We start from the raw sequence: 26,543 nt of genomic DNA, 5'->3' as shown, positions 1-26,543 counted from the left end.
GGCGCATGGCCACCTGGACCCGGCGCACCGGAGGCCGGCTGGTGCTGTCCGGCCACTCCCAGGGCAGCGTCCTCGCCGCCGCCGCGGCCTGGCAGCTCCCGCCGTCCGTACGCGCGCGGGTAGCCCTGCTCACCTACGGCTCCCCGCTGGAGCGCCTGTACGGCCGCTGGTTCCCGGCCCATTTCGGCCCGCCGGCCCTGGCCGCCCTGCACCACGACATCGACTGCTGGCGCAACCTGTACCGCCGCACCGACCCCATCGGCGGCCCCGTGCGCGTCCCCGACGACACCGCCCCCGACGTGGACCACGAGCCCCTGCGGGACCCCCTCGTCTACGGCCGCACCCCGGACCACCCGCTGCCGGCCCCGATCCTCGGCCACTCCGACTACCAGTCGGACCCCGCCTTCACCCGCGAACGCGCCCGCCTGCTGGCCCGACTGCGTCCGGAGGTGCCGGGCCAGCGACCGGAGCCGGGGCCGCGGGCCGAGGCCTGACGTACTCGACGGCTCAGGGCAGGTCCGGCAGGTCCTCCGCGTAGAGCAGGGTCAGCTCGTCGGTGGTCGGGTCGGGCAGCTGGGCGACGCGGCTCGCGTGCCGTTCCACCATCGCCTCGAAGGTCTGCCGGGCGGTGCGGCCGTTGCCGAACGCCGGGCCCTTCGGGATCGCCGTGAAGTACTTCAGCAGTGCCTCGGACGCGCCCGGCGCCAGCCGGTACTCGTGCTCGTCGGCCTGCTGCTCCACGATCCGCAGCAGCTCCTCGGGACCGTAGTCGCCGAAGGTGATGGTGCGGGAGAAGCGGGAGGCCACGCCCGGGTTGACGGAGAGGAAGCGCTCCATCTCCGCGGTGTACCCGGCGACGATCACCACCACCGCGTCCCGGTGGTCCTCCATCAGCTTGACCAGCGTGTCGATGGCCTCCTTGCCGAAGTCACGCCCGGCGTCCTCCGGGGACAGCGCGTACGCCTCGTCGATGAACAGCACACCACCGCGCGCCCGCTCGAAGGCCTCCTGGGTGCGGATCGCCGTGGAACCGATGTGCTCACCGACCAGGTCGACCCGGGACACCTCCACCAGGTGGCCCTTCTCCAGCACGTCCAGCGAGGCGAGGATCTCGCCGTAGAGCCGGGCGACCGTCGTCTTGCCGGTGCCGGGGGAGCCGGTGAACACCAGATGCCGCTTGACCGAGGCCGCCTTCAGTCCCGCCCGCTGTCTGCGCCGGCCCACCTCGATCATGTCGGTCAGCGCCCGCACCTCGCGCTTGACGCTCTCCAGGCCGACCAGCGCGTCGAGTTCCCCGAGCACGTCCTTCGACGTGCGCTGCGGCTTCTCCGGTTCCGCGACGGCGACGGGCGGCGCCTGCTCCGCCGCCCGCTGCCCGGGGAGCGCGCCCAGCAGGCCGGCGGACTGCGTCACCGTCTCCACGGCCGCCTCCCGGACCGAGGGCGCCCGGACCCCGCCGCTCTCGTCGCTGGTGCAGTCCTCCACGACCGGTCCCGTCCCGGACCCCGCGTCCGGGCCGCCGTCGGCGAACTCGTACCCGCCGCGCGCGCACCGCTCGGTACGGCACTTGCGCAGCGTCGTACGGCAACCGTCGATCACATGGAAGCCGTAGCCGCCGCTGCCGGTGACCCGGCAGTTCAGGAAGCTGCCCCGGCCGCCCGCGGAGACGTAGAAACCGGCCTCCGCGGGGGAGTCGACCGTGCACCGCTCGATGGTGGGGTCGGCGCCCTTGGTGACGATCACACCGGTCTGGGTGCCGTCCAGGCTGCAGTTGTTGAGCGTGCCGCCGCTGCCGTGGTCGCGGAACCAGGCACCGGTGGCCGCCTCCCTGATCCGGCAGTCGTCCAGCTGTGCGGTCGCCCCGTCGCTCACCGACACGGCCGTGTTGCGCACCTGCGACAGGTCACTGTCCACGACGTCCGCGCGGGAGCCGCGGTCCAGTACGAACAGCGCGTCCGGCACGTCGTGCACCCGGCAGGAGTCCAGTACCGCGGTGGCCCCGTCGCTCACCCACACCGCCGGGTAGTCGCCGGTGCTGTCGAAGATCTCGCACTGGTTGGCGTCCACCCGGGTCCCCGGGTCCCACACCGACAGGCCGTTGCGCCCGAACCGGCGGACGGTCGTGCGGGTCAGCGTGAGCACCGAGCGGGAGCGCAGGTCGACCGCGTTCTCCGGGATGTCGTGGAGGTGGCAGTCGGCGAGCGTGAGCACCGCGTCGGTGTCCAGGGTGATGCCGTCGGCGGTGGTGCGGTGCACCTCGCAGTCGGTCAGGTGCGCGGTGGCCCGCTGGGTGACCTGCACCCCGGAGCCGCGCACCTCGTAGATCTCGCATCCCACCGCCTCCAGCGAGGAGTTCTCGCCGGTCGCGGTCAGCCCGGTACCGGAGGCGTGGTGCACCCGGCAGCGCTCCAGCCGGGGATGGCCCCCGCCACGCACCGCGACGCCCGCCTGCCCGGCCGCGACGACCTCGCACTCCTCGAACACCCCGCCCCCGCCGTCGAGTACGGCGATGCCGATGCCGGCCGGGTTGTCGACGGTGCACCGGCGCACGGTCGGGCGGGCGCCGCCGCGCACCTCGATACCGGCGGCGGACCGCGTGACGATCCGCACGTCCAGCAGTTCAGGAGTGCCCTCCTCGACCAGCAGCGCGGGCGCCGCCGCGTCCTGCCCCTCCACGTGCAGGTCCTGCACGACGGCCGAGGCCCGCACGGTGAGCGGGACCCCGTCCACCGGCGCGATCCGCACCGAGCCGGGTGAGCCCTCGGGCCCACGGAGTGTCACCGCCCGCTGGACGACGAGGTTCTCCCGGTAGGTGCCGGGGGCGATGGTGAGGACGTCGCCGTCTGCGGCGGCCTCCAGGGCGGCGGCGAGCGAAGCGTACTCACCCGTGCGGCGCCGCCACCGCGAAGTACCGGTGTGCGTCACCTGGACCGTGCCCTGTGCCATGGCGTTGCTGTGCCCCCACCTCGTCGTACTGATGGCTCGCTGCCCGCCGGGGCGCTGCCGCCGGTGCCCGGACCGCGACCGTGTTCGGCCCCCGGGCCGTCAGCGCGTCCGCGCCCCTGGAGACCTGTGCGCCCCGGGGTTCGCTCACCCGCGGGTTGTCGCCGAATGCGCTTCGGCCGGTCCACCGTAGCGCGTGCGTGCAGGGCGGGTTGACCAGAGCAGGAAGGCCGTCAGATGCCGGTGCCCGCCTTGCCCCAGTCCGGGCCCGCCCGGTCCCAGGCCTGGTCCCAGCGCGCGTACCGCCGGCGGACCAGGCGCCAGACGGTCAGGCGGCGGCCGCCCTCGACCAGTGCCCCGGTCAGCAGGGCCGCGCCGACTCCGGCGAGCACGGCGTGTGTCGTCGCCGTGGCGGAGTCCAGTGGGCGGGTCGCTATTCGGCCGTGCGGGTCGGTCCAGAGCCGGAAGTGGTCTCCTCGGTGCGGGGACTTGAGGTCCGCCAGGACCGGGCCGTGCTGCCGGGTGCCGTCCGGCGCGGTCCAGTCCGCGAGGACACGGCTGCCGGTGTCCCGCGCGGAGGTGGCGTCGGGGTCGGTCTCCGGGAGGGCCCCGCCGATGTCCCGCACCACGGTGGCCGTGACCAGACGGCGTGTGTGCTGCTGCTGTCGTACGGACCGCTGGAGCGAGTCCTGGGCGGCGGCACCGACCAGGCAGCCGGTCACGGGCGCGGCCACGGCGATGAGCAGCAGAGCCACCAGGGCCACCCATGCCTCGGCCAGGTCGGTCGGGCGGCACAGCGGATTGTGCCGCCAGCGCCACAGCCCACTGAGCGCTCGCATGTCCCCACCCCCTTCCGGTCCGTCACGATCCCCGGCATCGGCGCTCGCCCCCGGACCGGACCGGGTGAGAACGCCTCACGTCCGCCGCGGTACCTGACGCACCCGGCCCCTCACGAATTTCTCACGCCCCCTCAACGACCGGCACCCGCCCCCCGGTTCCCGGTCCGCCGGATCATCACCGGCGGCCGTGCGCGAGCCGGTCCCTACCCCAGCACCCGCACCGGGTCGCCGACCCTGATCGTGCCGGGGGAGAGGGGCACCAGGTTCTGACCGAACAGCAGCCTGCCGTCGATCCTGCGGTGACGCGCCAGGGTGCGCAGCGGTTCCCGGCCGCGTACGGCCGTGGCCTGGTCGGTGGTGGTCACCACACACCGTCCGCTCGGCTTCGGGGCCCGGAAGACCACCTCGCCGACGGCGATCCGCGTCCAGTGGTCCTCGGCCCACGGCTCGGTGCCCGCGACGACGACGTTCGGCCGGAACCGGTTCATGGGCAGCGGGCCCTCGTGGGCGTCCGGCCCCTGCGCTATGAGGGAGTTGAGGGCGTCCAGCGAGGCCACCGTGGTGACCAGCAGGGGGTAGCCGTCGGCGAAGCTGACCATCTCGCCGGGCAGCGCGTACTCGGGGTCGACCGGGCGACGGGTGGCCGGGTCGTCCATGTGGACCAGACGGACCTCGTGTCCCAGGTAGGCGCTGCACCAGGCGTGCGCGGCCGGGTCGGCCGGGACTCCCTCCACCTTGGTGCCGAACACGTTCATCGGCACGGTCGCCGTCGGTTCCGGCACCTCCACGGTCAGCGGGGGCCGACCGGGCGCGGACAGGCGAAGGCCGCCGCCGGCCAGAGGCTCGGCGGCGGCCAGGGCGAGACGCGGCTGCTCGCGCTGCGTGACGACCTTTCCCCCGTGGTCGATCAGCGTCCAGCGCCGGTCACCGGCCAGGCCCCAGGGCTCCACGACGGCCTCCCGGGGCGAGACGCCCCGGAACGCCTTGACCGGGTGGACGTGGATCGACTCCACTTCGGCGTATTCCATGCCGTCCATCGTGCCAGGCGGCACCGGCGGCCGGGGCGCCAGCGGTCAGTAACCGCGGTACTGCTGGTTGTTGTACGGGTCCTGGTAGGGAGCCGGCGCGGGCCGCGGCGCGGCCGGGCGCATGGCCTCGTACCCGTTGCCCTGAGCCATCGGCCGCTGCTGCTGCGGGGCCTGGGGACCGGGGTAGCCGCGCGGGGCGCTCGCCTGCTGCGGGATGTAGGCCGTGGGCGCCTGCTGCAGCGGTGCGGGCTGCTGCTGCGGGTAGCCGTAGGCGGGGGGCTGCTGCTGGGCCGGGGCCGCCGGGAGGGCGGGGAGGGCCGACGGCAGAGCGGGCAGGCTGCTGCCCGTGTCGTAGGCGGCGGGGACCCGGATCGGGGCGATCTGCGGGGTGCCTCGCTCGGCGACGAGCGAGTCGTAGATCGGGGTGTCCGGGAAGGAGGCGGAGTAGTAGCCGCCACCATAAGTGGAGCGGGGGGAGGTCATGGCACATAAGTTAAGCCCACGATGTGCTGGTTGGGGAGACCGATAAGAGGGTTGTTTTCCGTGTCGGTAGGAGCCTGGGATCCCCAATACGAGCGAACTTGGCAAAAAGGGACGCCGATCCATGTTTGGATCATGTAAAAGCCGAGTTCGTCCCGGGTTACCGGCGGTTGACCGGTGATCTTCCCGCGCCGCTCATGGGCGTGCGACGTACCCGGGAATAGGTTGTGCGGGTAGGGATGACACGGACGGGCGAGACCCGGAAGCCGACGCGTGATGGGGGCGGACATGTCAATGCCGAAAGGATCCAACACACCGGTGCCTACCACGGCGCTGCGCGTCGAAGTGGGCTGGCGCTCCGGCCCGGGGATCCCGGACGCCGACGCCTCGGCGCTGCTGCTCACCGCCGGAAAGGTGCGCTCCGACGGGGACTTCGTCTTCTACAACCAGCCCGCGCACTCCTCCGGCGCGGTACGTCACGAGGGCAAGCGGACGGCCGGCGGACGGGTCACCGACACCCTGTGGGCCGACCTCGCGCGCGTGGAGGGCGCCGTCGAACGGATCGTCCTCGCCGCCTCCGCCGACGGCGGAACCTTCGGGCAGGTCCCGGACCTCTGCATCGAGGTGACCGACGCCGCCTCCGGCCAGGTGGTCGCCCGCTTCGACAGCCCCGGCGCGACCGTCGAGACGGCCTTCGTCCTCGGCGAGTTCTACCGCCGCCAGGGCGGCTGGAAGTTCCGTGCCGTCGGCCAGGGTTACAGCAGCGGACTCGAAGGCCTGGCAACGGACTTCGGCATCACCGTCGACGAACCGCAGCACACCGCACCGCCCGCCGCGCCGGCCCCGGTCACCACCCCGCCCCGCCCCGCCACGGCCCCCGCCCCGCCGCCCCCGGCCCAGCCCGTGCGCCTCTCCAAGGTCACTCTCACCAAGGCGGCCCCCTCGGTCTCGCTGGCCAAGCAGGGCGGCACCTCAGGCGCGATGCGGGTGAACCTCAACTGGCAGACGCGCAAACAGTCCACGGGCTGGGGCCGCTGGGGCGGCGGTGGCGACATCGACCTCGACCTGTGCGCGCTGTACGAACTCACCGACGGCCGCAAGGGAGTCGTACAGGCCCTCGGGAACGCCTTCGGCTCGCTCCACCGGCCGCCGTACATCCACCTCGACGGCGACGACCGCACCGGAGCCGTGACGGCCGGCGAGAACCTCACCATCAACCTCGACCACAAGCAGGACTTCCGGCGCATCCTCGTCTTCGTCACCATCTACGAGGGCGCCCGTTCCTTCGCCGACCTGCACGCCACCGTCACCCTCCAGCCGCAGCACGGCGCACCCATCGACTTCTCGCTGGACGAGTGCACCGTCGACTCCCCGGTGTGCGCGCTCGCGCTGATCACCAACACCGGCGACGACCTGCTCGTCCAGCGCGAGGCGCGGTATCTGGTGCCGGAACGCGGATCGAGCCCGCAGCGGACCATAGACCGCGCCTACGGCTGGGGCATGAACTGGACGCCCGGCCGCAAGTGACCCGGCTCAGCCCTCGTCCGCGACGGCGTCCGGGCGGGCGTAGGTGCGGCCCTTCCACGCGGCCCCGCGCCCGCGGTAGTGCTGCACGGCCGAGTCGACCGTCATCAGCAGATAGAGGAAGGCGGTGAACGGCAGCAGCGGGGCGAGCCACAGCGGCTGCCGGTAGTAGCGCAGCATCGGCACGTACGTCCCCGCCATCACCGCCCACGCCGCCGCCCCCACGAGCGCCACCTCCGCGGCTCCGCCGGCCGCGCCCACGGCCACGGCGGCCGGCGGCACCAGGTACACCAGCGCGAGCCCGGCGACCGTACCGAGGAGCAGCAACGGACTGTGCCGCAACTGCGCGTAGGCACTGCGCGAGACCATCCGCCACAGGTCGCGCAGCAGCGGATAGGGACGCACGCTGTCCACCCGGTCGGCCAGCCCGAGCCAGACGCGACCGCCCGAGCCCTTCACCGCGCGCGCGAGCGCCACGTCGTCGATGACGGCGTGCCGGATGGCCTCGGGGATGCGCGCCTTCTCCGCCATGTCCGCGCGCAGCAGGACACAGCCGCCCGCCGCCGCGGCGGTGCGCGAGCCCGGCCGGCCGATCCACCGGAAGGGGTACAACTGCGCGAAGAAGTACACGAACGCCGGGACCACGAGCCGCTCCCACAGGCTCGCCACCCGCAGCCGCGCCATCTGTGACACGACGTCGAAGCCGCCGGCGTCGGCCGCCGCCACCAGCTCGCGCAGGCTGTCCGGCGCGTGCGCGATGTCGGCGTCCGTCAGCAGCAGGTATTCGGGGTCACGCGCGCCTGCCAGCCCGATGCCGTACCGCACCGCCCACAGCTTGCCCGTCCAGCCCGCCGGTGGCTCCCCGGGCGATCCCACCGTGAGCGGCAGCCCGCCGTGCCGCCGGGACAGCTCGCGGGCCAGGTCCCCGGTGCCGTCCGTACTGCCGTCGTCCACCAGGAAGACCTCCGCCCGCCCCGGGTAGTCCTGCGCCAGCAGCGACGGCAGGCTGTCGGGCAGCACGGCGGCCTCGTCGCGGGCCGGTACGACCACACAGACCGACGGCCACACGTCCGGGTCCCGGCGCCGCGGCAGCCGGACGTCCGTGCGCCAGAAGAAGCCCTGGCCCAGCAGCAGCCAGCACCAGGCGGCCAGTGATACGACGGTGATCCAGAGGAAGGCGCTCACGGCCGCAGTCTGCCCCACCCGACCGGCTCAGAAGGACGCATCGTCTATCGTGGCCGGGTGAAGATCGCGCTCATGGACTCCGGAATCGGCCTGCTGCCCGCCGCCGCCGCGGTACGTCGACTGCGACCCGACGCGGACCTCGTGCTGTCGTGGGACCCGGACGGCATGCCCTGGGGACCGCGCACCCCGGAGGACATCACGGAGCGGGCCATCGCCGTCGCCGACGCCGCCGCCGCACACGAGCCCGATGTCCTGATCGTCGCCTGCAACACGGCGTCGGTGCACTCCCTGCCGGCGATGCGGGCCCGCTTCGAGCCGGACCTGCCGATCATCGGTACCGTACCGGCGATCAAGCCGGCCGCCGCGGGCGGCGGGCCCGTCGCGATCTGGGCGACCCCGGCCACCACGGGAAGCGCCTACCAGCGCGGCCTGATCGAGGAGTTCGCCGCGGGGGTGGCCGTGACCGAGGTGGCCTGCCCCGGCCTCGCGGACGCCGTGCACCACGCGGACGCGGCGGCGATCGACGCCGCCATCGCCTCGGCCGCCGCCCGCACCCCCGACGACGTCACCACGCTCGTCCTCGGCTGCACCAACTACGAGCTGGTCGCCGAGCGCATCAGGGCGGCCGTCCAGCAGCCCGGCCGCCCGCCGCTCATCCTGCACGGCACCGCCGGGGCCGTGGCCGCCCAGGCCCTGCGCCGGATCGGAGCGGAGTCGGTTCCGGCCGGCACCGCCGACACCACGCTCACGGTGCTGCTGAGCGGTCGCCAGGCGCCCCTCCCGGAGACGGCGCTGTCCTACGCGGAAGGCCGCTTCCTCCAGGCCGTCAGCCCCGTCCGCTGAACGGCGCGGAACCGGCCCGGCGGTGCGGTCCGCCGTGCCCCGGCCGGGCCAGTCACCCTGTGCCACGCCCTACCCGCGCTGCGAAACCTGAGTAACCTCGTACACATGAGGGACCACCCCGACGCCGACGACACCCCGCGCCCGGACGTCTGGACGGGACGCGCCACCAACCGGGTCCAGTGGCTGCTGGCACTGGTCGGCGCCGCCTGCATGGCGCTCGGCATCGAGCTGGCCGTCGACTCGGCCTGGGGCTCCGGCATCGCCCCGCTCGTGATGTCGGTCGTGGGCTGCATCGCGGCCGGCCTGCTGGTCCTGTTCGGCACGCTCGCCTTCGTGCACGTCGACCTCAAGCTCGACAAGGAGTGCGTCGAAGTGCGCTGCGGGCACATGGGCCTGCCGCGCCGCCGCATCCCGCTCTCCCAGGTGGCCGGCGCCGACTTCACCGCTCTCGTCACCCCCCGGCACTGGGGTGGTTGGGGTTACCGCTGGCGCCCCGAGAAGGGCACCGCGGTCGTCGTACGCCGTGGCGAGGGCATCGTGCTGCGCCTGTGGGACGGCCACACGTTCACGATCACCGTGGACAACGCGGAATCGGCGGTGCGGGTCATCCGGGACCGCCTGCGCACGATCAAGCCGGGTACGGCGGCCTGACCCGTTACGCCGGGACGCCCGCGCCAGGAGTTCGTGCCCATAGCGCCCACAGAGTCCCGCTCAAGGTCTCGGCGTCGCCGTCTCGCCCGCCCACGGGCGGGCCGTGGCCCAGCCGGCCAGGAGGGCCGCGCCGGACGTCACCGTCGTGAAGCTGAGGGCGTTGCTCACCGTGGCGAGGACGGCCAGCGCCGTCAGGGCCGCGCCCGCGGTGAGGGCCACAGGGGTCGGGCGCGGGGCGCGCCACAGCGCGTGGAGGACCCAGCAGAACACGGCGAGCAGCAGGAACACCCCGACGAGACCCTGTTCGGCCGCCTGTTGCAGGGGAGCCGAGTGCGGTTTGCCGTCGGACAGCAGGGTCCGCGGTGCCCCCGGCGTCAGGTCACCGAACCGGCCGGGGCCGATCCCCAGACCGCTGTTGCGGTCCGCCAGCCACAGGGCGTCCCGCCACAACCCGATCCGGTGCGCGCTGAACCGGCTTTCGAGCGCCCCGTCGAGGCCGCCGGGCAGCGCGTCCCCGGCGACCGCCCAGATCGCCGCCGCCACCAGGCCCGCCGCCATGGCCGTCCCCACGAGCCACGCGCCCCGGCTGCGCGCCGAGCCGGCGGCGAGTGAGCACAGCAGGACCGCCGCGCTGGCCACACAGCCCGCCGTCGATCCCAGCACCGCCCCGGCCGCCACGACGGCGCAGGCCAGCGCCCGCAGCGCCAGTCGGAGGGCCGGCACGGCCGTCGCCCAGGCGGCACAGCACGCGGCCCCGGTGGCCAGCGCCAGCAGGGCGGCCGTGGCACCGGCGTGCCCGAGCGGGGCGGCGTACCAGGGAGCGGGGGAGAATTCGGGCAGCGTCACGGCCAGGGCGAGTCCCGCCACGGCACCGGCGCAGGGCGCGGCCACCGGCAACAGCGCACCGGAGACCCGGCCCGCGGCATACCCGGCGGCCACGGCGAGCACCGCGAGCAGCATGCCCTCGGGCCGTCCGTCATGGGCCGCCGCGGTGATCAGCGACCACCCGGCACAGGCCCCCAACAGGATCATGCCCGTCCCGTCGGAAACGTTTCTTCGCGTGCTGTGGGCATCCGCACCGTACGCACCGGTCGCGGACCCCGTCCCCGTCGACCCCACCCGTCGCCCCTCGTACCCGGTCCCCCGACCTGTGGCAGGCCACGACCGCGCGCCGGGTCCGGCCGCGCCGCCGAAGCTGGGCACACCGTAACGGCTCATGACCGGTTTGGGGACGAGGCGCGGAGCAACACCGTGATTCCGGCGCGTGACAAGGACCGCCGAGCACCGCCGGAACAGGCCGCCCACCAGCGGCGAACGCCGGTGTACCGGCCCCCGACCGCGCTGTCGGCCGTGACGCCACCCGCCGTACACTCACCCGGGTGACCGTCACCGCAACTTCCGTGGACCAGCCGGACCAGCTCCGACCGCGCCTCGCCCCCGGCGCGCGCGGCGGCCGGCTGCTGCGCCTGGTCCCGGCCGCCGCCTCCGCGCTCTGCGGAGTGCTGCTCTACGTCAGCTTCCCGCCACGCCCCCTGTGGTGGCTGGCCCTGCCCGCCTTCGCCGGTTTCGGCTGGGTGCTGCGCGGCCGGAGCTGGAAGGCCGCCCTGGGCCTCGGCTACCTCTTCGGGCTGGGCTTCCTGCTGCCGCTGCTGGTGTGGACCAGCGTGGAGGTCGGCCCCCTTCCGTGGCTGGCGCTCGTCGCCATCGAGGCGGTCTTCGTCGCGCTGGTCGGTGCGGGCGTCGCCGCCGTCTCCAGGCTGCCCGCCTGGCCGGTGTGGGCCGCGGCCGTGTGGACGGCGGGCGAGGCGGCACGCGCGCGCGTGCCGTTCCAGGGCTTCCCCTGGGGCAAGGTCGCGTTCGGCCAGGCGGACGGGGTCTTCCTGCCGCTCGCCGCGGTGGGCGGCACCCCCGTGCTCGGCTTCGCGGTCGTCCTGTGCGGCTTCGGCCTGTACGAGGCCGGCCGGCTGATCGCCGAGCGGCGCCGGAACCGGGTCGTGCGGCGCGCCGCCGCGACCGCCGCGCTGCTCAGCGTGGCCGTACCGGTGGTGGGCGCGTTCGCCGCCCGCGCGCTGGTGAGCGACGCCGCGGAGGACGGCACCGCGACCGTGGCGCTCATCCAGGGCAACGTGCCGCGCGCCGGGCTGGAGTTCAACGCCCAGCGGCGGGCCGTGCTCGACTACCACGCGCGCGAGACGCACAAGCTCGCCGCCGACGTCAGGGCCGGGAAGGTCGCCAAGCCGGACTACGTCCTGTGGCCGGAGAACTCCTCCGACATCGACCCCTTCGAGTACCCGGACGCCGCCGCCGTCATCGAGCAGGCGGCCAAGGACATCGGCGTGCCCGTCTCCGTCGGCAGCGTGGTCGAGCGGGACGGCAAGCTGCTCAACGAGCAGATCCTGTGGGACCCGGTCAAGGGACCGACGCAGACCTACGACAAGCGGCAGATCCAGCCCTTCGGCGAGTACCTCCCGCTGCGCTCGCTGGTCGGCGCGATCAACAAGAGCTGGACCGAGATGGTCCACCAGGACTTCAGCCGGGGCGTCAAGCCGGGTGTGTTCGACATCGACGGCGTCAAGGTGGGCCTCGCCACCTGCTACGAGGCCGCCTTCGACTGGGACGTGCGGGACACGGTGACGCACGGCGCGGAGATGATCTCCGTGCCGAGCAACAACGCCACCTTCGACCGCAGCGAGATGACCTACCAGCAGCTCGCCATGTCCCGGATCCGCGCCGTCGAGCACAGCCGCACCGTGACCGTGCCGGTGACCAGCGGGGTCAGCGCGGTCATCATGCCGGACGGGCGGATCACCCAGAAGACCGGCATGTTCGTGCCCGCCTATCTCGTCCAGAAGGTGCCGCTGCGCACGTCCACGACCCCCGCCACCGAGCTGGGCATCCTCCCGGAGATCGCCCTGGTGCTGGTCGCGGCGGGCGGGATCGGCTGGGCGATCGGGTCCGGACTGCGCGCCCGGCGCGCCGGTGACGCGTAACCGTACGCGTGCCGTACGCATGTCGTACGACGGCCGTATGACCGTCATACGAGCCCGGAACCGGCCCTGACGTGGCGCGCCGGCCCGTTAGGGTCGGGATCATGGCTACTCCCGAATTCATCCGCACGCTCAGGGCCACCGCCGGTCAGCAGCTGCTGTGGCTCCCCGGAGTCACCGCGATCGTCTTCGACGACGAGGGCAGAGTGCTGCTCGGCCGGCGGACCGACACGCGCAAGTGGTCGGTGATCGGCGGCATCCCGGAGCCGGGCGAGCAGCCCGCGGCCTGTGCGGTGCGGGAGGTCTTCGAGGAGACGGCCGTGCACTGCGTCGCCGAGCGGGTCGTCCTGGTCCAGGCGCTGGAACCGGTGACCTATCCCAATGGCGACACGTGCCAGTACATGGACATCACCATCCGCTGCCGGGCCGTGGGCGGCGAGGCCCGGGTCAACGACGACGAGTCGCTGGAGGTCGGCTGGTTCGCGGTCGACGCGCTGCCCGAACTGCATGAGTTCGGGCTCTTCCGGATCAAGCAAGCCATGTCGGATGCACCCACATGGTTTGACCCTATGACCGCCGACTGAAGTATGGGTGGTCACCACATGTGGTGACCGTGGGGCTCCGCTTAGGGTCGGCACATGACCTCGCCCACCCCCCTGCCGGGTCCCGGCCCCCGATCCCAGCCCCTCAGCCTCGACCTCGGCGGCCGCACCGCCCTCGTCACCGGTGCCGCCAGCGGCATCGGCCGCGCCTGCGCGCTGCGGCTCGCCGCCGCCGGGGCCGAGGTGCGCGCCGTCGACCGGGACGCGGCCGGCCTGACCGAGCTGGCCCAGCAGGCGGAGCGGACCGGCGACCTCGCGGGCACCGTCGTACCCGTGGTCGTGGACCTCACCGACCTGGACGCCGCCGAACGCGCCGCCGCGGGCACCGATGTGCTGGTCAACAACGCCGGGCTGCAACTCGTGCGGCCCATCGAGGAGTTCCCGCCCGAGGTGTTCCACACGGTCCTCACCGTGATGCTGGAGGCACCCTTCCGTCTCATTCGAGGCGCCCTCCCGCACATGTACGCGCAAGGCTGGGGCCGGATCGTGAATGTGTCCTCCGTGCATGGTCTGCGTGCCTCGGCCTTCAAGTCCGCCTATGTGTCCGCCAAACATGGCCTCGAAGGCCTGTCCAAGACGGCCGCCCTGGAAGGCGCCGCCCATGGGGTGACCTCGAACTGTGTGAACCCCGCCTATGTGCGCACCCCACTGGTCGAGAAGCAGATCGCTGACCAGGCGCAGGCGCACGGCATCCCCGAGGACCGCGTGCTCTCCGAGGTCCTGCTGAAGGACAGCGCCGTACGGCGGCTCATCGAACCCGAGGAGGTCGCCGAGGCCGTCGCCTACCTGTGCAGCCCGCAGGCGTCCTTCGTCACCGGCACCTCACTCGTCCTGGACGGCGGGTGGACGGCCCACTGACCGGCCCGGCGGCACCGGCTCCGGGAGTTTTCCACAGGGCTGCCGGGCCGCGTGGCCCATACGGAATCCTGTGACCATGTCCCGCGATCACCTGCAGTCGGCACCCAGCGGCAGCGCCGAGGCCCCGTACCTCGACCTGCTGGCCCGCGACGCCTCCGCCGAGGCCTACGAGCAGCCCGTGCTGCGCGCCCGAGCCGAGGGCGAGCCGGCCGACCGCATCGCCGCCCTGGAAGAGGCCAGGCTGCTCGCCCTGCGCGTCCGCGCGGAGCTGGAGGGCCGCCGACGGCGCGAGGCGGAGCTGTCGGCGCTCTTCGAGACCGCGCACGACCTCGCCGGACTGCGTGATCTGGACGCCGTCCTGCAGGCGATCGTGCAGCGCGCCCGTTCCCTGCTCGGCACGGACGTCGCCTACCTCAGCCTCAACGACCCGGCCCGCGGCGACACCTACATGCGGGTCACGGAGGGCTCCGTCTCCGCCCGCTTCCAGCAGCTTCGCCTCGGCATGGGAGAGGGGCTCGGCGGACTCGTCGCCCAGACCGCGCGGCCCTACGTCACCGACGACTACTTCCAGGACGGCCGCTTCCAGCACACCCTCACCATCGACGCCGGCGTCCGCGACGAGGGCCTGGTCGCCATCCTCGGCGTCCCCCTGATGCTCGGCCCGCACGTGATCGGCGTCCTGTTCGCGGCGGACCGGCGCGCGAGGGTCTTCGAACGCGAGCAGATCGCCCTGCTCGGCTCCTTCGCGGCGCTCGCCGCGGCGGCCATCGACACCGCCAACCTGCTCACCGAGACCCGCGCCGCCCTGGCCGGCCTGGAGCACGCCAACGAGATCATCCGTGACCGCAGCGCCGTCATCGAGCGCGCGTCCGACGTCCACGACCGGCTCGCCGAACTCGTCCTGCGCGGCGGCGGAGTCCACGACGTGGCCGCAGCCGTCTCCCAGGTCCTGGCCGGAACCGTCGAGTTCACCGAGGCCACGGCGGCACCGGCCGAGGCGCTGGAGGCCTCCCGCGCCGAGGGGCACGCGGTGCGGCACGGCAGCGACTGGATCGCCGCGGTGGCCGCCGGCGGCGAGCTCCTCGGCGCGCTGGTCCTGCGCGGCCACCCCGGCCTCGACCCCGTCGACCAGCGCACCCTGGAGCGCGCGGCGATGGTCACCTCCCTGCTGCTGCTCGCCCGCCGCTCCGCCGCCGATGCCGAACAGCGCGTGCGCGGCGAACTGCTGGACGATCTGCTGGACGCGCGCGACCGGGACCCACGCCTGCTGCGCGAGCGCGCCAGCCGCCTCCAGGCCGACCTGGACGCCACCCACGTCGTCCTCGCCGCCCGCCTCGACGGCCCGGCGGCCGACGCCGACGAGGAGGCCGCGGCCCGCCGCCGGCTCTGGTCCGCCGCGTCCCACCTCGCGGCCACCCGGCACGGCCTGGCCGCGGCCCGCGACGGCGGCACGGTCCTGCTGCTGCCGCTCGGCGCCGGCGACACCGCCACGGACGTGGCCCGCCGCACCGCCCGCCATCTGGGCACGGCCGTCCACCAGCCGGTCACGGTCGGTGCCTCCGCACCCGTCACCGACCTCGCCGGGAACCCCGAGACCGTGGCCGCCGCCTATGCCGAGGGCCGCCGCTGCCTGGACGCGCTGCACCTGCTGGGCCGGGCCGGGGACGGCGCGGCGGCCGAGGACTTCGGCTTCCTCGGCCTGCTCCTCGCGGGCGAACGGGACATCGCCGGGTTCGTCGAGCGGACCATCGGCCCGGTGGTGTCGTACGACGAGCGGCGCGGCACGGAACTGCTGCGGACCCTGGACGCCTACTTCGAGGGCGGGATGAGCCCGGCACGCACCAAGGACGCGCTGCACGTCCATGTGAACACGGTGGCGCAGCGGCTGGAGCGCGTGGGCCGCCTGCTGGGCGAGGACTGGCAGACGCCCGCCCGGGCCCTGGAGATCCAACTGGCCCTGCGCCTGCACCGGCTGGCGACCCCTGGACGGCACTGACCGGCCCCCGCGCGGGGGCCGGTCAGTACGTCGGTACGGTGCCGGAGAAGGCCGGCCACCACGGCGCGGGTGGCGACGGCGCCGCTCAGACGGTGCGCGCCTCGGCCGCCGGGCTCGCCGTGGAGGGCTCCCCGCCCTCCCCGTCGATCTGGGCCAGATCGCGGTGCCGCGTCTCCCGCCCGAGACCCACCGCGATCAGGGTCAGCACGGCGGCGGCGATCACGTACAGCGCGATCGGGGTGGAGCTGTCGTAGTCCGCGAGCAGCGCGGTGGCGATGAGCGGGGCGGGCGCGCCGGCCGCCACGGAGGCGAACTGCGCGCCGATGGACGCCCCCGAGTACCGCATCCGCGTCGCGAACATCTCGGCGAAGAACGCCGCCTGGGGCGCGTACATGGCGCCGTGCAGCACGAGTCCGACGGTGACGGCGAGGATCAGGTACCCGAACGAACCGGTGTCCACGAGTGCGAAGAAGGGGAACATCCACAGCCCGACACCGGCCGCGCCCAGCAGGTACACGGGCCGCCGCCCGACGCGGTCGGACAGCGCGCCCCAGGCCGGGATGACGGCGAAGTGCACGGCCGAGCCGATGAGTACGGCGTTGAGGGCGGTCTGCTTGGAGACGCCGGCGGAGGTGGTGGCGTAGACGAGGATGAAGGCGGTGATCACGTAGTAGCTGATGTTCTCCGCCATGCGGGCGCCCATCGCCACCAGCACGTCCCGCCAGTGGTGCCGCAGCACGGAGACGAGCGGCAGCTTCTCCTGCGCGCCGTCCCGCCGCGCCTCGGCCCGCTCCAGCGCCTCCTTGAAGACGGGCGATTCATCGACAGACAGACGAATCCACAAACCGACGAGCACGAGCACACCGGAGAGCAGGAACGGGATCCGCCATCCCCATGTGCCGAAGGCGTCGTCGGACAGTACGGCGGTGAGCAGCGACAGCACACCGGTCGCGAGCAACTGCCCGGCAGGCGCGCCGGTCTGCGGCCACGAGGCCCAGAAGCCGCGCCGCCGCGCGTCCCCGTGTTCCGACACCAGCAGGACGGCACCGCCCCACTCACCGCCGAGCGCGAAGCCCTGCACCAGCCGCAGGGTTGTGAGCAGCACGGGAGCGGCGGTGCCGACGGTGGCGTGCGTGGGCAGCAGGCCGATGGCGAACGTGGCCCCGCCCATCAGCAGCAGGCTCAGCACCAGCAGCTTCTTCCGCCCCAGCCGGTCACCGTAGTGCCCGAAGACGAGCGCGCCGAGCGGCCGGGCGGCGAAGCCCACGGCGTACGTCAGGAAGGACAGCAGCGTGCCGACGAGCGGGTCGGAGCCCGGGAAGAACAGCTTGTTGAACACCAGCGCGGCGGCGGAGCCGTAGAGGAAGAAGTCGTACCACTCGATGGTGGTCCCGATGAGGCTGGCGGCGACGATTCTGGGGAGGCTGGCGGGGGGTGGGGGAGCGGTGGTTCCGGAGGCCATGTGCGCCACTTCCTCGTGTGCGGTGGGGACGGGTACGTGTCGGCACACGGTAGGAAGATGCAGGTCAGGGGCACATGTGGCGGGGCACCATAGTTATGGGGTCGGCTATGCGTCCAGCCACCATGCCGACTCACGGAAGGGCGGCTCAGGAGTACGCGGGTGGTCGAAATGAGGGCTATTCGACGCTTCTCTGAAGAAGAGGTCGGAGCAGCGGACGCAGGGCGAAGCCCGCCGGCGGCATTTTCGGTCGCGCGGCCTGAAGAGGGACGTGCGCAGGCCGACAACGGTACCTAGGGTGGGGAGTGCGGTGACACAGCCTGGAACGAGTGACGAAGCAGGAAGACGCGGGACGCAGGGCCCGGTCCGCCGCACACCCGGCCGCGACGAGCGGCGACCGGCGCGCATGGTGCGCACGTCCGTCGAGTGTCGGGGATGGACCAGGGTGGTTCTGAACCATGAGCGATGTACATCGGCTTGAGCGCAGCTCGGCGAACCTGGACGGCGGCACCGTGCTCGCGGCATGGCAACGGTTCGTGCAGGGCGAGGACGAGGTCCCGGACGTCCGGCCCCTGGTGGCGATCTCCTGGCATCGCTGCCGAGAGCAGTACCGGGTCGATCCTCACCGCACAGAGGCCCCGGTGGCCGTCGCGGAGCTCGACCATACGCCGGAGCGCGATGTCGTATTCGCTGAGCTGGGGTTTCGCGCTGCCTCCCTGGCGCACGAAGTGGGCAACCTCGGTGGCGTCATCACCGTCACCGATGCCACCGGCCGGATCCTGGCCGAGTGGGGTGACCAAGCCACGCTCGCCAGAGCCGGCGACCCCAATCTGGCGCCCTGGTTCTGCTGGTCCGAGTGCGCGGTCGGCACGAACGGCATGGGCACGGCGCTCGAGGCGCACGGCCCGGTGACGATCAGGGGTGCGGAGCACTGGTGCCAGGTGCTCCACGACTGGGTCGGCGCGGGCATCGCGGTGCGCGACGTGGTGACCAGAGAACCGATCGCGGTCCTGAACGTCTGCCGCTGGCGCAGCCGGCTTCCCGCGTCGACGGAAAGCTGGCTGGCGAACGCGGCCGCCATGACTCAGTGCCCCCTGAAGAGGCGAGCCCGGGACAGCGGTGCCGAGTTGGTCGCGGCCTACACCCAGGCCAGAGCACAGTCCAGTGCGGCACTCGCCGCGGTCGACACCGCGGGCAAGGTGGTGATCGCCGACGACATGGCAAGCGTGCTCCTGGGTGTCCCGGCATGCACCCCGGCGGTCGACCCCACGCTGCGATGGAACCCCGGGATGCCTGAATTGATCACCGCCGCCCGGTATGCCACTGGGCAGGCGGTCCACAATCCTGACTGGGTCGGCTCGACGCAGATCTTCGCCCACCTCGCCGACGAGCCGACGTCGATCAGCATCCGACCCGTCTTCTCATCCGGACGCCTCATCGGGAACCTGGTCTCCTTCGGTGTCACCGACGGGGCGCAGTTGCCCCAGGCGGAGCCGGTCGTGCACCTCGGAGCGCAGCCGCGCCGGCTGGTCGCGGTGCGGGACAACCGGATGGTGCTGCTGCGGCTGCCGGAAGTCTCCTTCGCCGAATCGCAGGCGAACGACGTCTGGCTCTCCACCGACCAGGGGCGATTGCGAGCCAGCTCACCTTCGAGTCTGGACAAACTCGAAGGTGAGCTGGCGGATGCCGGCTTCCTGCGGGTTCACCGCCGGTATGTGGTCAACCTCGGCCGCGTCAACGAGATAGAGCGCGGGCTCAAGGGCGAGCTGTCCCTGGTCATGGACGACCGGGCGAACGCCATGGTGCCGGTTTCCCGGCGGCACGCGCCGGCCCTGCGTCGTGCGCTGGGCATCTGAGTGCCCCGGTACGACCTCTGTTCCCGGAAGGAGGAGTCCCGTGTCTGACAGTCCGGATGCCCATGACGGCGGGATGAACGCCGGAGGCGCGGGCGGCCTCGGCCTGACCGCCCCCGCGGAGCACCGCGGTCACGCGATGGGGGGCCCGAGCAACCGCGTCTGGTGGCCGGACCGGCTCAACCTGGCGATTCTGCGGAAACACCCCGCCATGGCCGACCCCATGGGCGAGGACTTCGACTATGCCGCGGAGTTCCGGACGCTCGACCTGGACGCTCTGGCGCGGGACGTCGACGCGGTGCTCACGACGTCGCAGGAGTGGTGGCCGGCCGACTTCGGCCACTACGGGCCGCTCGTGATCCGAATGGTGTGGCACAGCGCAGGTACGTATCGCATCGCCGACGGCCGTGGTGGCGCCGGCGCCGGCATGCAGCGTTTCGCGCCGCTGAACAGCTGGCCGGACAATCGCAATCTCGACAAGGCGCGCCGGCTGCTCTGGCCGGTGAAGAAGAAGTACGGCCGCAAGATCTCCTGGGCCGACCTGATGATCTTCGCGGGCAACCGCGCCCTGGAGACGATGGGCCTCACGACGTTCGGCTTCGCCGGCGGCCGGGCGGACGTCTGGGCGCCCGACGAGGACGTCTACTGGGGTCCCGAGCACGCCTGGCTCGGCGACGAACGTCACGACGGCGTCCGGGAGCTGGAGAGCACCCTGGCCGCCGACCAGATGGGCCTCATCTACGTCAACCCGGAGGGCCCGAACACCGTCCCGGACCCGGTCACCGCGGCCCGGGACATTCGCCAGACGTTCCGGCGCATGGGAATGAACGACGAGGAGACCGTCGCGTTGATCGCGGGCGGTCACACGTTCGGCAAGACCCACGGCGCGGCCGACCCGGTCGCCTTCCTCGGCCCCGAACCCGAGGGCGCCCCCCTCGAGGAGCAGGGATTGGGGTGGAAGGGCAGCTACGGCACTGGGAAGGGCAGGGACGCCATCTCCAGCGGGCTCGAGGGTACGTGGACACCTACCCCGACGAGATGGGACAACAGTTTCTTCGAGACCCTGTTCGGCTATGAGTGGGACCTGGAGTTGAGCCCCGCCGGTCTGTGGCAGTGGATCCCGAGGGACGGCGGCGGGGCCGGCACCGTGCCGGACGCCCACGATCCGTCGACGACACACGCCCCGACGATCCTGACGACGGACCTCGCGCTCCGGTCGGACCCCGTCTACGAGTCGATCTCGCGACGCTTCTTGGAGAACCCGGACCAGCTCGCGGACGCGTTCGCCCGGGTCTGGTTCAAGCTGACGCACCTCGACATGGGCCCGATCCAGCGCTACCTCGGACCGCTGGTTCCCCGGGAGACGCTGCTCTGGCAGGACCCGGTCCCGGCCGTGGACCACACGCTCGTCGGGGCTGCGGACATCGCCGCGCTCAAGAGCCGGGTCCTCGCCTCCGGGCTGTCCGTCGCCCAGCTCGTCTCGACCGCATGGGCGTCGGCCTCGACGTTCCGCGTCAGCGACAAGCGGGGTGGGGCGAACGGCGCGCGCATCCGCCTCGAGCCGCAGCGGGGCTGGGAGGTCAACGACCCCGAAACGCTGGCACGGGTGCTGAGCACACTGGAGGAGATCCAGGAGTCCTTCAACGGTCTGCAGACCGAGAACAAGAAGATCTCGCTGGCCGACCTCATCGTGCTCGGCGGAGCCGCCGCCGTCGAGCAGGCCGCCAGGGCCGCCGGCCACGACGTCCAGGTCCCCTTCAGTCCGGGACGCACGGACGCGACGCGGGAGTGGACCGATGCGGAGTCCTTCGCCGCGCTCGAGCCGACCGCGGACGGGTTCCGCAACTACCGTGGCAAGGGCAGCCGGCTGCCGTCGGAGCACCTGCTGGTCGACCGCGCGAACCTGCTGGACCTGAGCGTGCCCGAGATGACCGTCCTGGTGGGTGGCCTGCGGGTGCTGGGCGCCAACCACCGGCAGTCGCCGCTGGGTGTCTTCACCTCGACGCCCGGGTCGCTGACCAACGACTTCTTCGTGAACCTGCTCGACACGGGCACGGAATGGACGCCGACATCCGCGGATGCGGAAACCTTCGAGGGGCGCGACCGCGCCACCGGCGAGGTCAAGTGGACCGGTAGCCGCGTCGACCTCGTCTTCGGCTCGAACTCCGAGCTGCGTGCCGTCGCGGAGGTCTACGCGAGCGACGACGCACGGGAGAAGTTCGTGCGGGACTTCGTCGCCGCATGGGCCAAGGTCATGAACCTCGATCGGTACGACCTCGCTTGATCGACGCGTCGCGGTGCGGCTCGGCTGCTCTCAACGGTGGCACATCGGTTGCGAACGGCAGATGGTCGCGGATGAACGGCATGAGCCGGCCCGAACCAGGACGTGCCTTGTCGGTGTGATCCGTCCGGCGTAGCGTGTTTCTTAGTACAGATTTCACATCCTTTCCGCTGTTATTCATTCGGCGTGGCGCGCTCCTTGAGTACCGATTACGGCCGGGCGGCACGCGACGCAAAGAGGGAAAACACAGGGAATCGGATGAGGGGAGAGAAGCCCCGATGACGACGACCGCGCACGAGCGTGCCGACCTGCTGGACAAGCTGGGGTTGGCCACACAGAACAAAGCAGCGCTGGGTCAAGTGCTGGGAACAGGAAGCATAGGGCAGGCCACCGAGGAACCGGACGGCCGTATGAAGGCCACAATTCGGATCCACCCGGACGAGCTGTCCTGGGATCCTTCAATTCTTGTCATGCCCCATGGAGGCGATATCGAGCTGGAGCTCGTCAATGACGACAAGAACACGCACTGCGCACTTCTGCCGAGCAATGGCGACAGGAAGTTCATCTGGCTGGTGAACCATTCGCACGGGCATGCGCACCTCAACCTCGACGGTCCGGGCTACTACTGGTTCGGCTCGCCCACGGGCAATGACGAGGGCCGGGGGCTGACCGGGTCCATCGTGGTCCTGGGAGACGCTCCGCCGGAGGCTCGCCTCGACCGTCCCGAACAGCCGCGGCCGTAGGCAGAAGCAGGAGGTGGAGGAAATGACCGTCGACTACGCCGACTACGTCGACGCGGGTGAGGCCGTCGATCAGGGAACCCTGAACTACAAGACCCCCGGTGGAGACGTAGCGCCGCCGGTAGTGGCCGGTGTCGACTACGAGCGCATACTCAACGCCCGCCAGGAGCCCCACAACTGGCTGACCTACTACGGCGACTACAACGGGCAACGCTACAGCCCGCTGGACCAGATCAACACGGACAACGTCAAGCGCATGGTCCCCGCCTGGGTCTTCCAGGCCGGCACGACCGGACTGATCGCGGGCGCGTCGACCTACTCGTTCGAGGCCGCCCCGATCGTCGTCGACGGGGTCATGTTCCTCTCCGGCTGGGACGGCTGGGTCTGGGCCCTCGACGCCAAGACGGGTGTGGAGATCTGGCGGTACAAGCACGCGGTCCCCTTCGACGTGTCCTTGTGCTGCGGGAACGTGAACCGCGGGGTCGCCGTGGCCCAGGGGAAGGTCTTCTTCGTCACGGCGAACGCGCGTGTGATCGCGCTCGACGCCACCACCGGCAAGCGGGTCTGGGACAAGACCTACGGGGACGTCCGGGCCGGGGAGAGCGCCACGCTCGCCCCTCTGGTCGTGAAGAGCATGGTCATCGTCGGAAGTTCCGGCGGTGAGTTCGGCGTACGCGGCCACCTCGACGCGTTCGCTCTCGAGACCGGCGAGCACCAGTGGCGCTGCTACACGGTGCCCAAGCCCGGGGAGCCCGGCTCGGAGACCTGGCCCGCCGACGGCGAGGCCTGGGCCCGGGGCGGGGCGAACTGCTGGATCACCGGCACCTTCGACCCGGAGACGAACCTGCTGTACGTGGGCACCGGCAACCCGGCGCCCGACTTCGACGGAGAGGTCCGCCAGGGCGACAACCTGTTCACCGACAGCATCATCGCCGTGGACGTGGACAGCGGTCAGATCCGCTGGCACTACCAGTGCACCCCGCACGACGTGTGGGACTACGACAGCATAGGCGAGTGCATCCTGTTCGAGCAGGACGGACGCAAACTGCTCGGACACTTCGACAAGAACGGCTACTTCTTCGTCCTCGACCGCACGAACGGCGCGAGGGTCGGGATCACTCCCTTCGTCGACCGCATCACATGGGGGGCGATCACGAGGGACGGCCAGGTGACGGCCAAGGTGTACCCGGACAAGGAGGGAGAACCGGTCCACTTCTACCCGGGTCCGGCCGGTGCCAAGGAATGGACCCATGCGGCCTACAGTCCGAAGACCGGGCTCTTCTACGTCCCGGTCCAGGACACCGGTGCCACGGCCACCCGGCGGCGGCGGGAGTTCAAGGAGAGCATTCCGTACTGGGGTGCGGGCGTTCAGGTGGACATCGAGGACATGGCGGGGTCCATCAGCGCGTTCGACGCAGGCGGCGAGGAGAAGTGGCGCTGGCGCAACGACCTTCCGATGTGTGCCTCGACGCTCGTCACCGGCGGTGACCTGGTGTTCGCCGGTGAGCCCTCCGGGGAGTTCAACGCGCTCGACGCCCGCACCGGGGAGTTGCTGTGGCAGTTCCAGTGCGGAAGCGGCCACCACAGCAGCCCGACCACCTACATGGTCGACGGCAGGCAGTACGTGGCCGTGCCGGTCGGATGGGGCGGATGGGCCGAGGGATTCCTCCCCGGCATGCTCGGCGCGGGGCACGGAAGCGCCCTGATCGTGTTCGCCCTTCCGGAACCGTCGTAGCGCATGACCGGAGCCTGCCGTGGTTCCGGCAGAGAGGAGGTGAATCCATGGAGTCTCAGCTCGCTGTGTGGGAGACGCCCGAGTTCGACGAGATCACAGTCGCGGCCGAGGTGACCATGTACCTCGCTCGGTTGGAGGACTAGCGGATGCGGGGCGGCGCCGGACCTGGTCCGGCGCCGCCCGACGGCTCGTTCGCCGGGTGTGGTGCTCGAGCGGCGTTCCTCGGAGGAGAGCCGCACGGAAATGGCCAGACGGCCTTCAGGTACCAGGGGTAGAGGCGTGACGACGACAACCATCACAACCGGCGCCGACGGCTTCGTCGAGACGTTGCGGGCCCACTCGCGGCGATACCACGACCAACACCCGTTCCACGTCCGGATGAACGCCGGCCGGCTGAGCGGCCGGCAGATCCGGGGCTGGGTGGCCAACCGCTTCTACTACCAGGAGAACATCCCCCGCAAGGACGCCGCGATCCTTTCCAACTGCCCCGACGTGGAGGTCCGTCGTCGCTGGATCCGACGGATCGTCGAGCACGACGGCACTGCCGTGGGCGAGGGCGGCATCGAGGCGTGGCTGCGCCTCGCCGAGGCCGCCGGGCTGACCCGTGAGGAGGTCCGGGACCACCGGCACCTGGTACCGGGCGTGCGGTTCGCCGTCGACGCCTACGTGAACTTCGCCCGCACCCGCCCGTGGGTGGAGGCGGTGGCGTCCTCGCTCACCGAGCTGTTCGCGCCCGACCTGATGGCGGCGCGGCTCGCCGCGTTCGAGCGGTGGTACCCGTGGATCGCCCCCGAGGGCCTCGCCTACTTCCGCGCCCGCCTGGAGCAGGCCCCCCGCGACTGTGAGCACGCCCTGGAGGTGGTCACCGCGCACTGCCTCTCCGCCGAGTCCCAGGCGCGCGCCGTCGACGCGCTGTCGTTCAAGTGCGATGTCCTGTGGAGCCTTATGGACGCCATCGACCAGGCCTACGTGGAGTGACCACCATGGACCCGACCCATACCGGCACGACCCAGAGCAGCAGCACGACCCGGCCCGGCGTCGGGGTGTCCGGCTTGGACCGGCCCCGGTTGGCGGCCCATGTCCGGCTCACCTTCTGCCGCACCAGGCAGCGTAAGGTCCTGCTGCACCCCGAGACGGTGGTGGTTCTGAACGGCAGCGGCGCGGCCATCCTCGAACTGTGCGACGGACGGCACACCGTGGACGAGATCGTGGGCGAACTGGGCACACGCTATGAGACCGTCCCCGACGACGAGGTCAGGCAGTTCCTGGCCCGGCTCGTCGCCCGGCGCTGGTTGGAGCTCACCGATGGATAGCCCCCTCGGGCTGCTCGCCGAGCTGACCTACCGCTGCCCGCTGGCCTGCCCCTACTGCTCCAACCCGCTGAACCTGGCCGACTACCAGGACGAGCTGACCACCGACGAGTGGCTGCGGGTGCTGACCGAGGCCGAGAACCTGGGAGTTCTCCAGTGCCACCTGTCCGGCGGGGAACCGCTGCTGCGGCGCGACCTGGTGCAGCTCGTCGCGCACGCCCATGCCCTGGGCCTCTACACCAACCTCATCACCAGCGCCCTCGGGTTCTCGCGTCCGAGGGCCGAGCAGCTGCGGGCCGCCGGTCTGGATCACGTACAGATCAGCATCCAGGCCGACGAACCGACCGTGTCCGACCGGATCGCCGGGATCCCGTCCTTCCGGCGCAAGATCGAGGCGATGGGTGTGGCCAAGGAGCTGGGCTGGCCGCTCACCGTGAACGTGGTTCTGCACCGGCACAACATCGACCGCGTCGCCGACGTGCTCGCTCTGGCCGAGGAGGTGGGCGCGGACCGGCTGGAGCTGGCCAACACCCAGTACTACGGCTGGGCCTGGCGGAACCGTGCCGCCCTGCTGCCGAGCCGGGCCCAGCTCGAAGCGGCCGAGGCCGTCGTACGGGCCGCCGACGAGCGGTTGCGGGGCCGTATGGACATCATCTACGTCATCCCCGACTACTACAGCCGCTACCCGAAGCCCTGCATGGGCGGCTGGGCCTCCCGGCAGCTGACCGTGACGCCCAACGGCGACGTTCTGCCGTGCCCGGCCGCCCAGTCCCTGCCGTTGCCGCGGGCCAGTGTGCGGGAGGACTCGCTGGAGCGGATCTGGGCCGAGGCCCCCGTGATGACCGCGTTCCGCGGGACCGACTGGATGCCGGAACCCTGCCGGAGCTGCCCGCGCCGGGAGGTGGACTTCGGCGGGTGCCGCTGCCAGGCGTTCCTGCTCACCGGCGACGCCGCCCGCACCGACCCGGTCTGTTACCTGTCACCCGACCACGACCTGGTAGCCAGGGCGGTCGAGGCCGCCAACGCGGACTCGCGGGACGACGACCTACCGCTGGTCCCACGCCCGCACCGACCGGGTCGGCCGCCTGTTGCCCGGTAATGATCTGGTGGCCGGGGCGGTCGAGGGCGCTGATGCCGTCTCGCGGGATGACGGCCTTCCGCTGGTGCCACGTCCGCATCGACCGGGTCTGCCGCCTGCCGCCCGGTAACGATCTGGTGGCCGGGGCGGT

The 26,543-nt window shown here is 72.0% G+C and carries 23 protein-coding genes; 16 read left to right on the top strand and 7 right to left on the bottom strand.

The features are described 5' to 3' along the window. Positions 1–5: 5 nt before the first annotated feature. Positions 6–494, top strand: a complete 489-nt coding sequence (locus OO52_RS53130; protein WP_234339896.1) for a DUF2974 domain-containing protein — start codon at positions 6–8, stop codon at positions 492–494. 13 nt (positions 495–507) lie between these two features. Here OO52_RS53130 and OO52_RS32755 read toward each other — a convergent pair whose 3' ends face one another. The 4 genes from OO52_RS32755 to OO52_RS32740 all read right to left on the bottom strand — a co-directional run bounded on the left by OO52_RS32755 (position 508) and on the right by OO52_RS32740 (position 5,293). Further along, complete coding sequence (locus OO52_RS32755) at positions 508–2,946, bottom strand: right-handed parallel beta-helix repeat-containing protein (RefSeq protein WP_030651924.1); 2,439 nt, start codon at positions 2,944–2,946, stop codon at positions 508–510. A 230-nt stretch (positions 2,947–3,176) separates the two neighbouring features. Next, positions 3,177–3,782, bottom strand: a complete 606-nt coding sequence (locus OO52_RS32750) for an Rv1733c family protein (RefSeq protein WP_030651922.1) — start codon at positions 3,780–3,782, stop codon at positions 3,177–3,179. Between the two features lie 203 nt (positions 3,783–3,985). Beyond that, positions 3,986–4,810: an MOSC domain-containing protein gene (locus OO52_RS32745; RefSeq protein WP_030651921.1), complete on the bottom strand. Its 825-nt coding sequence runs from the start codon at positions 4,808–4,810 to the stop codon at positions 3,986–3,988. Positions 4,811–4,855: 45 nt separating this feature from the next. Then, positions 4,856–5,293: a DUF6643 family protein gene (locus OO52_RS32740; RefSeq protein WP_030651918.1), complete on the bottom strand. Its 438-nt coding sequence runs from the start codon at positions 5,291–5,293 to the stop codon at positions 4,856–4,858. Positions 5,294–5,566: 273 nt separating this feature from the next. On the opposite strand from OO52_RS32740, the gene OO52_RS32735 reads away from it, so the two are divergent. After that, positions 5,567–6,817 (top strand): TerD family protein, encoded by a 1,251-nt coding sequence (locus OO52_RS32735; protein ID WP_037630146.1) that lies wholly within the window; start codon positions 5,567–5,569, stop codon positions 6,815–6,817. A 6-nt stretch (positions 6,818–6,823) separates the two neighbouring features. Here OO52_RS32735 and OO52_RS32730 read toward each other — a convergent pair whose 3' ends face one another. Then, positions 6,824–8,017: a glycosyltransferase gene (locus OO52_RS32730; RefSeq protein WP_106972100.1), complete on the bottom strand. Its 1,194-nt coding sequence runs from the start codon at positions 8,015–8,017 to the stop codon at positions 6,824–6,826. Between the two features lie 39 nt (positions 8,018–8,056). Here OO52_RS32730 and OO52_RS32725 point away from each other — a divergent pair, with 39 nt between their 5' ends. Both OO52_RS32725 and OO52_RS32720 read left to right on the top strand, forming a co-directional pair. Further along, entirely contained in the window at positions 8,057–8,842 is a 786-nt protein-coding gene (locus OO52_RS32725; RefSeq protein WP_030651911.1) for a glutamate racemase, read from the top strand. Between the two features lie 105 nt (positions 8,843–8,947). After that, a complete protein-coding gene (locus tag OO52_RS32720) occupies positions 8,948–9,493 on the top strand; it encodes a hypothetical protein (RefSeq protein WP_030651907.1) in 546 nt (181 codons plus the stop codon). A gap of 60 nt (positions 9,494–9,553) precedes the next feature. On the opposite strand, the gene OO52_RS32715 is transcribed toward OO52_RS32720, so the two are convergent. Further along, complete coding sequence (locus OO52_RS32715; RefSeq protein WP_030651905.1) at positions 9,554–10,525, bottom strand: hypothetical protein; 972 nt, start codon at positions 10,523–10,525, stop codon at positions 9,554–9,556. A 347-nt stretch (positions 10,526–10,872) separates the two neighbouring features. Here OO52_RS32715 and lnt point away from each other — a divergent pair, with 347 nt between their 5' ends. The 4 genes from lnt (at position 10,873) to OO52_RS32695 (ending at position 15,936) form a co-directional block, all read left to right on the top strand. After that, a complete protein-coding gene (gene lnt, locus OO52_RS32710) occupies positions 10,873–12,483 on the top strand; it encodes an apolipoprotein N-acyltransferase (RefSeq protein WP_030651903.1) in 1,611 nt (536 codons plus the stop codon). Positions 12,484–12,584: 101 nt separating this feature from the next. Beyond that, entirely contained in the window at positions 12,585–13,064 is a 480-nt protein-coding gene (locus tag OO52_RS32705; protein WP_030651900.1) for an NUDIX hydrolase, read from the top strand. A 54-nt stretch (positions 13,065–13,118) separates the two neighbouring features. Next, positions 13,119–13,940, top strand: coding sequence for a 3-hydroxybutyrate dehydrogenase (locus OO52_RS32700; protein ID WP_030651893.1), 822 nt, complete (start codon positions 13,119–13,121; stop codon positions 13,938–13,940). A gap of 76 nt (positions 13,941–14,016) precedes the next feature. Continuing rightward, positions 14,017–15,936: a helix-turn-helix domain-containing protein gene (locus OO52_RS32695; RefSeq protein WP_030651889.1), complete on the top strand. Its 1,920-nt coding sequence runs from the start codon at positions 14,017–14,019 to the stop codon at positions 15,934–15,936. An 85-nt stretch (positions 15,937–16,021) separates the two neighbouring features. Here the strand turns inward: OO52_RS32695 and OO52_RS32690 are convergent, their stop codons facing one another. After that, entirely contained in the window at positions 16,022–17,398 is a 1,377-nt protein-coding gene (locus OO52_RS32690) for an MFS transporter (RefSeq protein WP_030651886.1), read from the bottom strand. 455 nt (positions 17,399–17,853) lie between these two features. Here OO52_RS32690 and OO52_RS32685 point away from each other — a divergent pair, with 455 nt between their 5' ends. From OO52_RS32685 to pqqE, 8 genes are all read left to right on the top strand, one after another. Further along, on the top strand, positions 17,854–19,251 hold the full coding sequence (locus OO52_RS32685; RefSeq protein ID WP_030651882.1) for a DNA-binding protein: 1,398 nt from the start codon (positions 17,854–17,856) through the stop codon (positions 19,249–19,251). 40 nt (positions 19,252–19,291) lie between these two features. Next, positions 19,292–21,532 (top strand): catalase/peroxidase HPI, encoded by a 2,241-nt coding sequence (gene katG / locus OO52_RS32680; RefSeq protein WP_030651879.1) that lies wholly within the window; start codon positions 19,292–19,294, stop codon positions 21,530–21,532. Between the two features lie 275 nt (positions 21,533–21,807). Next, positions 21,808–22,272 carry an MSMEG_3727 family PQQ-associated protein gene (locus OO52_RS32675; RefSeq protein WP_030651877.1) on the top strand — a complete coding sequence of 155 codons (465 nt, stop codon included), beginning with the start codon at positions 21,808–21,810 and terminating at the stop codon, positions 22,270–22,272. Between the two features lie 22 nt (positions 22,273–22,294). After that, complete coding sequence (locus OO52_RS32670) at positions 22,295–24,004, top strand: PQQ-dependent dehydrogenase, methanol/ethanol family (protein ID WP_030651869.1); 1,710 nt, start codon at positions 22,295–22,297, stop codon at positions 24,002–24,004. Positions 24,005–24,051: 47 nt separating this feature from the next. After that, positions 24,052–24,147 (top strand): pyrroloquinoline quinone precursor peptide PqqA, encoded by a 96-nt coding sequence (pqqA, locus tag OO52_RS50055; protein ID WP_030651866.1) that lies wholly within the window; start codon positions 24,052–24,054, stop codon positions 24,145–24,147. Between the two features lie 136 nt (positions 24,148–24,283). Next, positions 24,284–24,982 carry a pyrroloquinoline-quinone synthase PqqC gene (pqqC, locus tag OO52_RS32660; protein ID WP_030651863.1) on the top strand — a complete coding sequence of 233 codons (699 nt, stop codon included), beginning with the start codon at positions 24,284–24,286 and terminating at the stop codon, positions 24,980–24,982. Between the two features lie 5 nt (positions 24,983–24,987). Then, positions 24,988–25,317 (top strand): pyrroloquinoline quinone biosynthesis peptide chaperone PqqD, encoded by a 330-nt coding sequence (pqqD, locus tag OO52_RS32655; RefSeq protein WP_037630156.1) that lies wholly within the window; start codon positions 24,988–24,990, stop codon positions 25,315–25,317. Continuing rightward, positions 25,310–26,413 (top strand): pyrroloquinoline quinone biosynthesis protein PqqE, encoded by a 1,104-nt coding sequence (gene pqqE / locus OO52_RS32650; protein WP_030651857.1) that lies wholly within the window; start codon positions 25,310–25,312, stop codon positions 26,411–26,413. Before pqqD ends, pqqE begins: the two co-directional genes overlap by 8 nt. Positions 26,414–26,543: the final 130 nt, after the last annotated feature.

Origin of the sequence: Streptomyces flaveolus, from assembly GCF_000716535.1 — a bacterium.
Taxonomy (GTDB): Bacteria; Actinomycetota; Actinomycetes; order Streptomycetales; family Streptomycetaceae; genus Streptomyces; species Streptomyces flaveolus_A.
Note: the sequence above shows the minus strand (reverse complement) of the source record. Positions and strands in the feature narration are given on the sequence as shown.